Annotated in this window: 12 protein-coding genes and 1 pseudogene; 3 read left to right on the top strand and 10 right to left on the bottom strand. The window is 59.0% G+C overall.

Annotated elements, in window-relative coordinates:
* Positions 1-69: 69 nt before the first annotated feature.
* The 6 genes and pseudogenes from AB3Y40_RS19680 to AB3Y40_RS19655 form a co-directional block, all read right to left on the bottom strand.
* Complete coding sequence (locus AB3Y40_RS19680; RefSeq protein WP_369440602.1) at positions 70-723, bottom strand: DUF6927 domain-containing protein; 654 nt, start codon at positions 721-723, stop codon at positions 70-72.
* Positions 723-1315 (bottom strand): annotated as a pseudogene (locus AB3Y40_RS19675) (regulator). The gene AB3Y40_RS19680 and the pseudogene AB3Y40_RS19675 overlap by 1 nt, the downstream one beginning before the upstream one ends.
* Before the next feature lie 74 nt (positions 1316-1389).
* Positions 1390-3372: a ParB/RepB/Spo0J family partition protein gene (locus AB3Y40_RS19670; protein WP_369440601.1), complete on the bottom strand. Its 1983-nt coding sequence runs from the start codon at positions 3370-3372 to the stop codon at positions 1390-1392.
* 156 nt (positions 3373-3528) lie between these two features.
* A complete protein-coding gene (locus AB3Y40_RS19665) occupies positions 3529-3918 on the bottom strand; it encodes a DUF3768 domain-containing protein (protein WP_369440600.1) in 390 nt (129 codons plus the stop codon).
* 69 nt (positions 3919-3987) lie between these two features.
* Complete coding sequence (locus tag AB3Y40_RS19660) at positions 3988-4926, bottom strand: ArdC family protein (protein WP_369440599.1); 939 nt, start codon at positions 4924-4926, stop codon at positions 3988-3990.
* Between the two features lie 40 nt (positions 4927-4966).
* Entirely contained in the window at positions 4967-5452 is a 486-nt protein-coding gene (locus AB3Y40_RS19655) for a hypothetical protein (RefSeq protein WP_369440598.1), read from the bottom strand.
* 444 nt (positions 5453-5896) lie between these two features.
* On the opposite strand from AB3Y40_RS19655, the gene AB3Y40_RS19650 reads away from it, so the two are divergent.
* Both AB3Y40_RS19650 and AB3Y40_RS19645 read left to right on the top strand, forming a co-directional pair.
* Positions 5897-6247: an MbcA/ParS/Xre antitoxin family protein gene (locus AB3Y40_RS19650; protein ID WP_005617048.1), complete on the top strand. Its 351-nt coding sequence runs from the start codon at positions 5897-5899 to the stop codon at positions 6245-6247.
* Between the two features lie 101 nt (positions 6248-6348).
* Positions 6349-6861, top strand: a complete 513-nt coding sequence (locus AB3Y40_RS19645) for an RES family NAD+ phosphorylase (RefSeq protein ID WP_369440597.1) — start codon at positions 6349-6351, stop codon at positions 6859-6861.
* A gap of 174 nt (positions 6862-7035) precedes the next feature.
* Here AB3Y40_RS19645 and repC read toward each other — a convergent pair whose 3' ends face one another.
* The 4 genes from repC to AB3Y40_RS19625 all read right to left on the bottom strand — a co-directional run bounded on the left by repC (position 7036) and on the right by AB3Y40_RS19625 (position 11749).
* Positions 7036-8091, bottom strand: a complete 1056-nt coding sequence (repC, locus tag AB3Y40_RS19640) for a plasmid replication protein RepC (protein WP_369440596.1) — start codon at positions 8089-8091, stop codon at positions 7036-7038.
* 238 nt (positions 8092-8329) lie between these two features.
* On the bottom strand, positions 8330-9298 hold the full coding sequence (gene repB / locus AB3Y40_RS19635) for a plasmid partitioning protein RepB (RefSeq protein WP_342075012.1): 969 nt from the start codon (positions 9296-9298) through the stop codon (positions 8330-8332).
* Positions 9298-10497 carry a plasmid partitioning protein RepA gene (gene repA / locus AB3Y40_RS19630; RefSeq protein WP_369440595.1) on the bottom strand — a complete coding sequence of 400 codons (1200 nt, stop codon included), beginning with the start codon at positions 10495-10497 and terminating at the stop codon, positions 9298-9300. The genes repB and repA overlap by 1 nt, the downstream gene beginning before the upstream one ends.
* A gap of 343 nt (positions 10498-10840) precedes the next feature.
* Positions 10841-11749 (bottom strand): recombinase family protein, encoded by a 909-nt coding sequence (locus tag AB3Y40_RS19625; RefSeq protein ID WP_369440594.1) that lies wholly within the window; start codon positions 11747-11749, stop codon positions 10841-10843.
* A gap of 226 nt (positions 11750-11975) precedes the next feature.
* Between AB3Y40_RS19625 and AB3Y40_RS19620 the strand changes: the two genes are divergently transcribed.
* Positions 11976-13043 (top strand): hypothetical protein, encoded by a 1068-nt coding sequence (locus tag AB3Y40_RS19620; protein WP_369440593.1) that lies wholly within the window; start codon positions 11976-11978, stop codon positions 13041-13043.
* The last annotated feature ends 232 nt before the right edge of the window (positions 13044-13275 follow it).

Here is a 13275-nt window from a genome sequence, read left to right as displayed (position 1 = left end):
TGAGATACGATTTCAAGATGGCGACGACTTTGCAGATCCAATCATCGCCATCCTGGCGGGTCGTTCTCACTATCCATTCCCGCTGAAAAACTCAGCCAGTACCGGACTCACCGAGCCCTTGGCAGAACTGAGGCGTTCGGACCCTGCGAGAGTGGCTTTCGACAGACGTACGAGCCCACCGGTTTCCTCGATGCGGTAGCAGCGGCGTTTTTGCCGCCCCCGCCTGTAGTGGGTGGCCGTGACGATCTGGCATGTACTGCCATCACTCAAGCTGACGGGAGCGGCAAGCTTGATCCTGTCGCCCTCCTCGTAGTCCGGGATTGCCGCCCAGTCCCGGCAGCGCTGGCGCCAGGCATGGGCGTAGCTGTCGGGGTCTTTCAGATCGGAGAGGAGCTCGATCAACCCAAGGGGAGCGCGCGACTCGTTCGGGCCAGCGCTTTCCTCCATGTCCTTGTAGCCCCAGCAGCCATCGTCGTACCGGGTGAGGAAGACGGCTCCGAAGGTGATCGAGCCGTCCGCATCGGTGACATAGGTCGCATCCTCGACAGGGGTGCCGTCGAGACTGGTGACCTTTGCCGCCGCATACCAAGTGGAGCCGACCTTGCAGGCTTTCACCAGTTCGGTTTTGCGCCTGTCGCCCTCAAAAGTGCAAAGCCGGGCAATCTCCGCTTTCTCATCCGCGTAGGTCTGGACGCGGCCGTCGGTGTAGAAGAGCCAACCCATCACGCCGCCCTCCGGTCATCGATTTCCATCAGCGCATCGAGCGGCACGCGGTAGGGCTGCATCGCGTCGAAATCCTCGCAATTGCCGCAGTTCTGCACGATCGCGAAGGTGTCGCAGGCATCCTTGAGAATGACCCGGAAGGTGCCGCCGAGGCCCGAGGGCACCTCGTAGGTCCCGCCGATGAGATAGTCCGAGGCCCGGCGCACGAAGACGCGGATACTGTGGCCATCGGTGGCGAGCCGGATGGCCCCCCGCCCCCGGTCGATCAGCACCTGCACGTCATCCAGGATGTCGGTGTAGAACTGGCCGGTCAGATCGCGAAACGCATGCGGCGCTGCGCCATCCAGTCGCTGTCTCGAAACGGGTTCATGCCGTCGGCGAAGGCGAAGGAGGGATCGGCCTGCTCGGTGGTGACGATGCGGGTGGTCGTGCCGTCGATGCCGTTCGAGCGCAGATGCACACCATTGCCGACGATGAGGATCAGGGCGGGCCTGTCCACGGGCCCGTTCCAGTTGGGCAGGAAGGTCTTGCAGGCGCGCGCATGAGCGATCTGCGCCGCAACGGCGGAGGCAGAGAACTTGAGAATAGCCATGGGGATGTCTTTCCGTTCGGTTTGGAAGGATCGACCCGCGCAGGCATTGCGCCTCGCGCGGGTCGCTTGATGCGTCAGGCCGCTTGCGCGACTTCGCTGTCAGGGACGGGGGTTTCCGCAGTGGGCGCCGTGTCATCACAGGCGAAACCGGCGGTTTGCATCATCGGCGGGCACCAGGCGGCCACGGCGGCGCGCTGCGCGTCCGTAAGCGTGGCGAAGGGCTCGGCAAAGAGCTTGTCGCAGAAGGCGACGATCTCCTTCTTGCTCGAAGAGGCCAGCGTCACCGCCTCCTGGGCGAGACCCAGATCTTCGCCGAGGATCTTCAGGAGCCAAGCCTTCTTGAAGCGATTGAACAGCGCCGCATTCGGCGTCCAATACGCGCGAATGTCGGGCATGATCTCGATCTCGAACGCATGCATCAGGCTGTCACGCTGCCGGTCCCGGGCAAAACAGGACTGCGTGGTGCTGGCCGTCGCATAAGCCACAAGCTTGGCCTTCTCACCCGCTTCGAGCGCGCGAAACGCCGCGAACTGATCCGCGGGCGGGCGGGTGTCATCGAGCCACGAGAGGTCAAGCGCATCATGCGCCACCGCCGCCTGCTCAAGCGAGGTGCCATCGATCTCGTCCATCTTGGCGTGGCTGCGGTATTCCTTGCGAGCCTCTACCTTGATCGCCTGCGTGACGCTCATGCCGCGACCCAGAACGTCGCTCACCAGCTTGAAGAGCGCCAGATCGAGCGTGGCCTCCGGATGCAGCGCCATCGCGGCGCCAAGGGCCATTGCCCGCTCGGTCTTGAGGTCCTCGGCCAGCGAGCCCGGGTAGCTGATTTCGCCGGCGTCCGGGGCCTCCTCCCCCGTTGGGTTGCTTGAAGAGCCACACGCGCCCTCGTCTTTCACGGTGTCCTCGGGGCGCATAAGGCCCACATGAAGCGTAACTTGGCCACTCGACCATGAGGCGATAACCCCGGCCCGCGCCAGATCCTCGGCGCTGTAGGCCTCCTGCAGGTCGCGGGCTTCCTCTTCCAAGGCATCCACGCGGTCGTAGAGCGCATTGTAGGCTTCGTCTTCGAGCCCCTCATCCTCCATCTCGAGCTGGAGTTGCTCGAGCTCGGCGGTGATCTCATCGATGCGCTTTTGGGCGGCCTCATCCGGATCGATCGGGCCGGGATAGACGCGGCCGTAGTCAGCCATAGTCGCGTAATCATAGCGGACCATCGCATCAGCCCAGGAAAATCCCAGTTTCACGCGTGCCTCCTCGGCAGCGGCCCCGAGCTTCTCGAGCAGGATGGTCTCGACCAGCGCGGCGTCCTCGAGCACGGAATGCTCTTCCAGGAGATCGGCCGCGATGGCCCCACCCCGCGCTTCGTAGTCCTCGCGCACAAAGGCCCCGATATCATCGCTGACCTGCACACCGCGGGATTTGAGCGCCTGACGGACAGTGTAGGCCTGCAGGTAGCTGTCTTCTTTGGTCAGCGCCTCATAAACCTCGCGCTGCACCTCCTGGCTCGGGTGCTCGGCAAAGGCCTTCATCGTATCGAGCGTGATCGTCTTCGCCCGCGCCGCAGCGCGGATGTCGGGGTGGATCAGACCATAGCGCAACCGACCTTTCACGGCCGCCACTGTGGTGCCGAAGGTCTTTGCGATCGTCTCAGGCGTCTGGCCGTCGACCTCCATCATCCGGGCGAAGGCCTCGAACTCGTCGATGGCATTCATAGGGGCCTGGGTGATGTTCTCGGCGAGCGATAGCGCCGTCGTCACGTCGCACTCCTCCGGCACAAGGCGGCAGTCGACCTTAGTTTTCGCGGTGAACCCCTTGGTGGCCTTGTCGGCGATCAGCTCCTTCAGCGCGGCATGGCGCCGGCCACCGGCCAGCACTGCGTACTTGCCGTCGATCTTCTGGACGAGGAGCGGTTGGAGCAGACCCAGAACGGCGATGCTGGCTTTGAGATGCGCGATGTTCTCGGGGTCGTAGGTTTCCGGGGAGTTGCTGCGCACATTGGCGGGGTGCGGGACCAGATCGCCGATGGCGACGGAAACGGGTTTGAAACTTGCGGTCATGGGATATCCTTCTTGGTGGGTTAGATGCGGTACGCGCACGTGCGCGTGACCAATCCCCGGCTTCGGGGATCACCACGACAAAAGGCCCGCTTTGCCTTTTTGGGGGCAGCGGGCCTTCATGGTCTGAGATGTCATGGGGAGGCGTCCCCTGCCCTTCTACCAGTCGCGCGCTAGCATGATGGTCAGCACGCGCATGGTGGTGGCAGGATTGTCCGGGGTCTCAGCCCCGTAGCGGAAATCCGAGTCTGCTTCATAGAGATCGATCTTCCAGAACACGGTCTCGCCCCGGATCTCGACCGCCCCGAAATCATGCCAGCCTTCGGGATCGTTCTCGGGCTCGAAGGTCTCGAACATGCCCGTGGCCTTCGCCGCCTCGGCCATGAAGCCACCTCCTGCCTCCATAATCGAGCGGGTCACATGCATGCGGCCCTGAATGGGCTGTTCGGGCGCGATCCCGAGGCAAGCCAGCTTGCGGAAGGCGTCATTCTGGGCGGCGATCAAGGCGGCGTCCGGGCGATCTGTCTGGGGCTGTGCGGTGGTGGTCATGGGTTTGTCCTTTGAGAGTTTTGAAACACCCTCCTCAAAGCCTGCTTTCCCTTGACTGGCACAAACCGCTCAAGCGGCCTGGGCGCCCTCCCCTGCCCTACCCGCCTCCGACCGTGCGATCAGGTAGTCGCAGGCGCGCTGCGCGTCGGCCGCGTGCTTGAAGATCGCATTCTTGTCAGAGCGCAGAACGCGTAGCCAATTGTAGAGATACGCCGCGTTCATCTCGAGTGTATGGGCCGTAAAGCCGAGCGTCTGACCCAAAAACACCGACGTCAACTCCGCCACGATCTCCTCGCGCGCATAGGACGTGTTGCCAAACTTCGAGAACCCGAAATCACGGTTCAGTCGATGGGGGGCTTTCGTGGCATGGGCCAGCTCATGCGCCCAGACCCCGTAGAAATTGCGCGGGTCCTGGAACCGCGTGATGGACGGCATGTAGACCTTGTCCACGGGCGGCAGGTAGTACGCTTCCGTTCCTGTGAAGACGGTTGTGATGTCGATGGCGTCAAAAAACGCCTGCATGTGCGGGATGGGCTCGGACGGCGGATGCTCGGGCACGGGCTCCGGGTCGGGGAAGAAACTGTCGGGCAAGCCCTCGATCTGGCAGGCATTGAACACGCGGTAGGATTTCTGGAAGCGGAAGATGCAGGCCTCCTCGGACTGATCATCGCCATCGCTGCGGTCTTCCTCGCCGCCCGCGTCTTTCCGGCTTTGGCCGTAATAGATGACGACAGAGGATTTCTCGCCCTTGCGGACCTTTGCGTCCAACGCATTGGCCTGCGGCAACGTCATCCAGAAGGGCGAGCTGTGGCCCGCCATCACGGTCCGCATCGTCAGCAGGAAGTTGTTCACCCCCTGGTAGGGTTCCCCGCCTACGCGCAGGGGACGAGAGCTGCCACCTGCGGTCCATGGCTTGTGCCACGGCAGGACACCGCGCTCGATGATGCGGATGATTTCGTTTGTGATGACCTCGGAGGCATCGAACTTGGGCATGCGGGATCGGGCCATGGCTGGCCTCCTTTCGAGTATTGGTGAGAGGAAATGGTGATCAGATTGACTGACGGGACCGCGGATCGTTGGCGATCTTGGCACCGAGCTTTTCGACCATGTCGATGTAGGTGGTCAGCGAGACGCACCTGTCGGCACCCGAATGCTCAGGGTTGACCGATCCGTTCCGCGTCACCCGCGGCAGGTTCGCGAAGGCGATGACATCGGTGACGGGTCGAATATCGATGAAGGGTATCCCTCGTGCGACCGCAAGAGCGGCCAAGGGAAAGCGCTCGATCGGCGCGAAACTCGACACAGTGGTCCAACCGAGATGGAGGAATGTCCCACCGTCTCCGCAGATCACATGCGCATTCGGCAATGACGCGGCCTGCTTGAGATAGCCGAGATCGCGGAGAACGGCCGTCCGCTCGAGCTGCCGTGCCAGCTCCTTCTCGCCGGTTCGGCGCAGCTCTCTGTGCCGCCACCAAGAGGCAGCGGTCGCGCGCAGCACGCGCAAGACACCTGGTTGCATGTGAATGCCCTTCATCAGGAACGGCAGACCGGAACCCGGCCCGGACCCGTCCGAGGCACACCAAGGTCCCTCAACTGTCAGTCACAAAACCCGAAGGACACTTTCCCTTTCCAACCGCCAACTGGACCGCGGAAACTGACAAGGGTCCGACACCACCGCGGTTCCCAAGGACTTCATGCAGTCAGTGCCGATTGGGGTCCAAGATCGGCAAGGTATATCGGCAACCCCAGCCCGACCGCAGCAATCTTTAGCATATTATCAATAACTTATCTGATGTTCTCGATCGGCAAAAAACGCGCCTACTGTGACTTTTCAGGCCCAAAATCCGGATTTCCGGCGTTCAGAGCAATGCAGCGTTACGGATTAACATGGGAAACGAAGGCTCAGCACCTCCTGACAGCTTGAATTTCAGCAATATTGCCGCTATATACCGTCAGTATCACTGTAGGAGCATAGATCATGCACATCACGAACTTTGCTGAAGCTGGGCAATTCGAACCGCGCAAGATCGCCGCGGTGCTACGCACGTCAGCAGAAGAGATCGCATTGACCGTCGGCTTGGGCAAAGACGCGTTGCAGAGGCGAACCCGCATCGGTTCGGACAAGACGCAGCGCCGCCTGCGCGAATTGGTAGAGGTGCTGAACAAAGTCGAACCGCGCTTCGGCTCGGAACTAATGGCCTATGCATGGTACCGGTCAGAGCCCCTGCCCGGCTTTGATGGCCGGACAGCCATGCAACTGGTGCAGGAAGGCAAAGCGCAGCAAGTTCTGGAATACATTGATGCGGTTGATGCGGGCGTCTTTGCCTAAAGCCCGCCCCGCCAAGACATGAGACACCAATACCCTGTCACACTTCGTGTTCTCGGGACATCGGTGTCACAGACCATATTTTTGAATGGCGGGACGCTGAGATGCCGCTGAAAGATGGACGCTACTCAGGGCCGCTCTACCGCGCCCTGAACCCGGTCTATGCCCGCGCGCCTTTGTCCGGACGAGGCGCTGAACTCTATGGAGGGCGCTTTAATGCCAAGGACACCCCTGCCCTCTACACTTCGCTGGATCCCGCGACCGCTCTCCGAGAAGCCAACCAAGTCGGCAGCCTGCAGCCCACGATCTTGGTGTCCTACAACGCCGACCTTGGGCCGATTTTCGATACCCGCAATCCGGGCGGACTTGACCGGTATGGCGCGACAGCGGCGATGCTTGGCGACCCTGCATGGCGCATGAAGATGCTCGAAGGGCAATCGGTTCCGACACAGGATTTAGCACGGGCCCTCATAGCGGATCGGTTTGTGGGGCTTCTGATCAAGAGTTTTGCGAAGGGTGCATCGTCATCGGACTTCAACATCGTCCTGTGGGCCTGGACTGACAATAAAGGTTCTTTGGAAGTGGTGGATGACGAAGAGCGGCTGTTGCACATGTGAGTTGTGAGACTTGGTGCCGGATCTGTCCACCGCGGTGGACATCGGCGGGTCGGAGGAAAACGGATTGACTGTGGAGTATCGCCCTAGTGGAATTTGGCTCTGTAGCTTTGATGCATGTGGCGAGAACGCGCGTCATTGGACTAGTTGCTGGCCAGACGTCCACCGCGGTGGACACTAGGCGTTTTGCATAGCAGTTTTGGACAGACGCTTGATCAAAGCCACTGGATCAAACTGGTCTTGACGTTGGCCCAAGGTGATACTGTGGAAATACGCTCCAAAGTCCCTGATGCGTTGTCCAAGTTGTAGCATGATGAAGATCGCGCATGACGCTTTCTGAGCTCCTACTGCATTCTTGGCCTTCTCGAATGTATCTGGGTGAATCCCAATCATGGGTGCAAGTGTTCGAGCATGGTTTTCAATGTCCAACCAGTTTCTAAGTCTCTCTGTCGAGAACGATGTAGCTTGATCGCAAACTGAGGTTAGCAAGTCTGGTTTCAGAGCTTCATTGCCTAGGTTGCTATCTAAATCTTTTTTTTCTTCTTCAGACTTAGATTGGTGCCGGACAGTTTGTCCGTCATTGGCGGGCAATTCTACAGTTTCTGGTGGGTCATCTGGGGCATGCAAACTCTGGCATTCTCTGTCTGTGTCTGCAAGCAGCGCGTGGTATTCAGGGAGGCTCAGCTTCCTGCGAAGAGCTTTCCGTGCGTGGTTGATGAATGTATTGCTGGGATCATGCTCTTCCAAATGGGCGAGCTTTGTAAGTATCTGTTTGCGGGCAAATATCCGATCCCGTCGGTTATTTTCCATCTCATGTGCGATGGCGACAAGCTCGTTCGCGCGCTGGAGGAAGGGGGCTAGAGACAATCCATAGCTGATGCAATGACCGCCGGATGAGCGAACGCGGTAGCGCTTTCGGTTCGAGCTGTCATTGCGCTTGATGAAACCGAGTTCAACGAAACGGTTGATGTGTCTTCGGAGGGTCCGCTCGTCGATACCGCCGACGCGCTGGCAAATCGAGTTGTTGGACGCGAAAACCGTTTCGCCGTGGCCTGGTTTCAAGAAACTGAGCATTGCTTGAAGTGTTTGGATATGGCCAGGACGTAGACCGAACACGCTACGTGCATCTCTCAGTGCCCTGAAGATGGTCCAAATGTCGGTTTCAGCCGCAGAAATTGGACCGCGTGATGCATCAGCGCCAGCGGTTCCGATCGATAGTTTTGTAAATGCCATGGTTTGTTCACGACGACCGTTTGGCCCACAAATTCCCTGTCTCTTCCCAAAATTTCACTCAGGAAAAGGCAATAAAAATCCGTCCACCGAATCGGTGACTCTTGACCGGTTTGCTGGAGGTTGCTACATCATGAGTGCTAATCGAATGATGAGGGCTCTCCAGGGGAAACTTTGGGGGGCTCTTTTCTTTCTGGTCTTCGCTTTTCTCCTCTGTTCGCGTTACTCTGTGTGGCTTGGGTTAGGACCCAGAGCCGCTCTCATTCCGCCACTGTTCGAAGAGTTGCAAAAGCGTTGCCTCCGCGCGCTCTTCGAGCCATCGGCCGAATTCTGGGTTGTCCTTCTTGGCGATCTTGATGGCGATCGTTTTCTGATCGACTGTCAGCGTTCCCACAGAGCTACCGTCCCCATCTTTGACGACGGACGTTAGGCTGCGGTTGTCTTGCTTCTTGTTGCTACGCGCCTTGTTCGAGCAAGCCGAGTAGACTGCTTGAAACTTCTCCGCGCTTGGAGTGTCGTCGGGCAGGGCGGCAATCGCCTCTTTGGCCGTGTTCACCAGATCTATATTTTTCGAGAACGCGGCCAGGTCACCCCATTGCCGTCGTCCGATGCCATGTGCCGGCCCGATCAGCTGTACAAGCCCTTCTGGCAGTTGTTCTATGACGACGCGATGGTTGGATACGCCCTGCCGTGTCAAGCCTAGAGCATCCTGAATTACGTTTGGCTTGTAACCTGATTCCTGCATCTCTTTGATAAAAAGAGATTTCTCGATGAATGACGGGTCTAGTCGGAGGTTGTTCTCTTGGCCCTGTGCGATCAGAGATGCGTCGTCATCCAAGGTTCGAACGATCGCCTTGACCGTTCCGCCGACCATGCGGATTGCTGCAAGTCTGCGTCGGCCGTAGATGATACGGTATCTGTCCGGTTGGGCCGATGGACGGACCATAATTGGCACTTGTTGCCCATGCTTGCGAATGCTTTCGGCCAACTCATCAATACTGGAATCCTCCAGCACCAACCGATCGCGCAGACCATCCATGTCAATCTGATCGGGCTCGATGTCCCGAATGGAATTCGCGGTGATCTCGCGCAAAGAGTCGCGCAAGCCGCCAACAGATCCCGGCAGTTTTGCCGCTTTCGGCGGGGTAGGGGAGGGGGCCGCGCTCTCCTTCTCGTCCTTTGGAGGCTGATTGAAGATATTTCGGGCCATCAGCGACGCCCCCAAGCCATTTGGATTGTTTGTTCCAACTCATCGCCAACGCCGTTCACGCTGGTCAGAGCGCGATCAATCGTTTTCCTGATGAACTGGCTCGGATCAACTTCGTAGACGGTTTGCTGGGTCATTCCGGCGTCCGAGATTGCTGTAGACTTCAGCATTGGCTCAGTCATGACCTGTCCGGCCAAGATCGATCTCAGGTAGCCCGCCATCTGGGTCTGAGGCCCGTCCGACGGCTCGTATCTCGTGATCAAGAACTTTACGAAGTCCCATGTAACGCGCCGGCCAATGGCTTCTTCGACAGCCTTTACCGTTTCCGAAGCAAGTTTCAGGAACTGGCTCATTGAAGCAATGTCGAGCATGCCTGGTACGACCGTTACCAGGAGTCCCGTCGAGGCTGCCAACGCCGTTAGGGTCAGAAAGCCAAGTTGAGGCGGGCAGTCGATCAGCACGATGTCGTAACTCGCCTCAACTTCCTCAAGCGCTAAGGCGAGGCGCTCCGCAAATATGGGCTGCACCCGACGGGCGAGGGCGTTTGCCGTCTCAGTTTCATATTCCGAGAGCATTAGGCCCGCCGGAACCATATCGAGCTTATGGAAGTAGGTCGTTTGGATGACGTCGGAGAGTGGAACTTGCTCCTCATATCTCAGAGCATCATAGATTGTGCCGCCTTCAGCGAACTCGAGCTCAGGCCGAAAACCGAAAAAAGTGGTCAAACTTGCCTGAGGATCGAGATCCAAGACCAACACTCGGTAACCTCGCAAAGCATACCGTTGTGCAAGATGGATCGTTGCTGTTGTTTTTGACGATCCGCCTTTGAAATTGACGACAGATACCACCTGGAGACGATCGCCTTCACGTCGACCGGGGCGGTAGCTTTCTGCGTTCTTTCCGGTGCGCCCCAGAATATCGCGCAGCTTATCGATCTCTTGGGCCGTGTAGAACCGGTGTCCGCGGTTGTCCGTATGAACTTCCGGGAAGCTGCCGTCCTTGTGCCGGTTGCGCAGGTTAGATGTGCTAACGCGCAGGAGGCTGGCAACTTCGGTAGAACTGAAACGGCGCAGAGACTTTCGTTCTTCGGGCTCGAAAGCGATCTTCATCTGGCGATCCAAAGATTCAGCCAGATTGTCGGCAAATGCTCCGATGTCGGAAGAGCCTATGCCTTGCGCGTATCCAACGTTACGATCATCCATGTCCTGCCGCCCACTCTCGGCCTCTGTTGAGGCTCTTGGTCATTCTGACGGTGTACAGCGCGTCTGACGCGTTTTGCCGTCAGAACGGGAATGCCACGATCAAGTGAGTCCGGCAAGAAGAATCTAGATGTAGTGTGAAAGTTATCCACAGCACCAATACGTACAGTCACATTAAGATAACCGCAAGTTGTTGATTTTATAGCAATAAGTCCACAAGACCGTGCTTCAAGCCACTCATGAGGATTGTTTGGACGGTATTGGCTAAACCCATGCAACCAATGGCACAATTGACCTTCTGACGGTGTTTGGAGCTGATAGATTCAGCTGTTTGAGCCTCTGCTAGTTACAGTTGGGAGTGAGCCGATTCTGATGAAATTAGGCCAAGCCGCTCCGCTCGTTCGAGCAACATTTTGACCGAAGACGGCTGCCAGCTGGCACGACCTCGAGGGGTCCGTTCGCGCATCGATTCCAGCCGGTCGCAGATCGCCTGCAGCGTGATTTCGGGGTCCGCGCCCTTGATCGCTGCGACGATGGCCGGCAGGCGGTCATCGGTTTCGCGGCGTCCGGCGCGGCCAAGCACCTCGGCAGGAAGGAACCCGTCGCGCACATATGCCTTCACAGCGCGGAGCAGTCGGCTTTGTGTCCAATGGCGATCTGGGGGCAGGGGGCCATTGATGATCCGCAGCAGGTCTTCCCAGGCCATATCCGGTCGCAAGCGGCGCACATGGGGCACCCAATCCTGCGCGGTCTCGTTGAGGCGCTCCACGTAGCCGTCCTGTCGCGCCAGCCGCACCTTGCGCAGCGCAGCGGGATCCTTGGCGCGTAGCCCAGGATTGCCACCAACGCGCCCTTTGGCGCGGGCAGAGGCAAGCCCGGCCTTTGTGCGCTCACGTATCAGCGCGCGCTCGAACTCGGCCGCGGCGCCCAGAACCTGCAATGTGAACTTGCCCTGCGGGGAAGCGGTGTCGATGGGGTCATGCAGGGAGCGGAAGAAAGCTCCCTTGGCCTCCAGACGTTCGATCACCTCCAGCAAGTGCGACAGAGATCGCGCAAGCCGGTCGATCCGCACAACGACCAGCGTATCGCCGCTCTGGACGCGTTCGAGCACGCGTGCCAGCACCGGTCGCGCGCGATTGCCGCCCGAGGCGTGCTCTTCAAAGATCTCGACGCAACCCGCAGTCTGCAGGGCCTCAGACTGGGGCAGGGGGGTCTGATCCTCAGTGGAAACACGGGCGTAGCCTATCAGGGGCATGAAATCGGGCCGTTTGCAATTAAAGGCATCGCTACTAAACGACCGTTTACAAACGAATGCAAGTAGGTGCTTTCTCGTCGCGCTCGTCCAAAAACCCTTGGTTTCCTTGCGCTGAACGCGATCTGAGAGGTTTCACCGGCAGTCGCGCGCGCATACTATATAAAGAGCGAAGGCAACCGCCACAAAATCACTTGGGTAATGTGCAAAAGGACAGTATTTTGCACATATGAAGACCCAAGCATCCGCTTTGACTGACAATATCTATGACCCCCTCATCACCATCGAGGAGGATGAAGAGGCTCACGAAGAGAATCTCTGGTTTCTGCCGGGACCATTCGAAGAAGAACCAGATGATTTGCCTCCCGGGCCGCGTGCAGAACCGCCGGACACTGCCGTCATCGAAGACTGGGCAAAGGCAGAAGGCGTTCACGCTGCGCGACTGGCAAGAGTGGCTGGACGCCTGGGTGCTCTGGATGACAGGCTGCTGCGTGGCCCGGAAGGCTGGCGGCATCGCCTCGCTCTTATCGAGGCAGCGGACCTTAGCTGGTTCGCAGGGGATCGGGTGAGTTCTGATCGTCTGGCGCTTTGGATATCGATGCGGCTGTCAGGTGCACAAGATGACCCAAATGCCCTGGCAAGAGTTGGATGGGCTGTTCGGCGCCTGACAGGCGGTCCCGGACCGAAGGCTGACTTGGCCGCCTTCCTGGATCGCCGCGATCCCGAGAACATTGAAGGCAGCGCTGAGCGTTTCGAAGATCGCGCGGGTGGATGGTTGGACGTAATGGCTGCAGCAGCCGAGCTCCACCCAATCACGCGGGCTTGCATGGGTTTTCATCTCTGGAACCTGGCCGGCCTCGGACAGCACGGCGGCCAGATGGAAGCCGCCGTCACTGCGTCCCGGATCGCGGCCAGCGATGGAAGCGGCGCCATCTTCGCACCGCTCGCCATGGGCGGGGCAGGGGGGCTGCGTGTTTCGGGCTTGCCGCCCGAACGTTTGGCCCGCTGGCTGGATGGGATGAACAGCGCAATCCTAACGGCGATGCGAACACTTGACGATATTGAAGCTTGGACCGGGCGGGCAGAGAACGTCATGGCGCATTTGTCTGGCCGCACGCCGGTTGCCTTGCGAAGAATTTTCTCTCAGTGGCCCTTGGTCTCCGCCCCAATGGCTGAGGCGACGACTGGAGCCAGTCGCGCCGCCGTTCAGCGCAATCTGGCGTGGATGGAGGCAAGCGGTATGATCCGCGAAGTGACCGGGCAGGGGCGCTATAGGGTGTGGAAGATCGACATCTAAATGTTCAAAGAAAGCCTGTATTAACCCGATTTTGCGAAATAGCGTTCATTCGTTTCGAGTGTCTTGAAAAAGAGCAGCAATCTCCAGGTGCTGAGTCATTCGAAGGGGACTGTTGCATTAATTGATAGGCGCTGATCGATGGTATGGGTTTTTGCGCTGGATCAAGCGGCTGCGAAAAGTTCGCTGATGAACAGGATCTCGCCCAGAACACCTGGTTGCTTGTGATGGATAT

Origin of the sequence: Yoonia sp. R2331, assembly GCF_041103235.1 — a bacterium.
Taxonomy (GTDB): Bacteria; Pseudomonadota; Alphaproteobacteria; order Rhodobacterales; family Rhodobacteraceae; genus CANMYO01.
Note: the sequence above shows the minus strand (reverse complement) of the source record. Positions and strands in the feature narration are given on the sequence as shown.

Coding starts and splice junctions, on each gene's coding strand:
- AB3Y40_RS19625 (WP_369440594.1), bottom strand. CDS start 11,749: ATGCCCCTGATAGGCTACGCCCGTGTTTCCACTGAGGATCAGACCCCC.
- AB3Y40_RS19650 (WP_005617048.1), top strand. CDS start 5,897: ATGCACATCACGAACTTTGCTGAAGCTGGGCAATTCGAACCGCGCAAG.
- AB3Y40_RS19645 (WP_369440597.1), top strand. CDS start 6,349: ATGCCGCTGAAAGATGGACGCTACTCAGGGCCGCTCTACCGCGCCCTG.
- AB3Y40_RS19680 (WP_369440602.1), bottom strand. CDS start 723: ATGGGTTGGCTCTTCTACACCGACGGCCGCGTCCAGACCTACGCGGAT.
- AB3Y40_RS19620 (WP_369440593.1), top strand. CDS start 11,976: ATGAAGACCCAAGCATCCGCTTTGACTGACAATATCTATGACCCCCTC.
- AB3Y40_RS19670 (WP_369440601.1), bottom strand. CDS start 3,372: ATGACCGCAAGTTTCAAACCCGTTTCCGTCGCCATCGGCGATCTGGTC.
- repC (WP_369440596.1), bottom strand. CDS start 8,091: ATGGCATTTACAAAACTATCGATCGGAACCGCTGGCGCTGATGCATCA.
- AB3Y40_RS19665 (WP_369440600.1), bottom strand. CDS start 3,918: ATGACCACCACCGCACAGCCCCAGACAGATCGCCCGGACGCCGCCTTG.
- AB3Y40_RS19660 (WP_369440599.1), bottom strand. CDS start 4,926: ATGGCCCGATCCCGCATGCCCAAGTTCGATGCCTCCGAGGTCATCACA.
- AB3Y40_RS19655 (WP_369440598.1), bottom strand. CDS start 5,452: ATGAAGGGCATTCACATGCAACCAGGTGTCTTGCGCGTGCTGCGCGCG.
- repB (WP_342075012.1), bottom strand. CDS start 9,298: ATGGCCCGAAATATCTTCAATCAGCCTCCAAAGGACGAGAAGGAGAGC.
- repA (WP_369440595.1), bottom strand. CDS start 10,497: ATGGATGATCGTAACGTTGGATACGCGCAAGGCATAGGCTCTTCCGAC.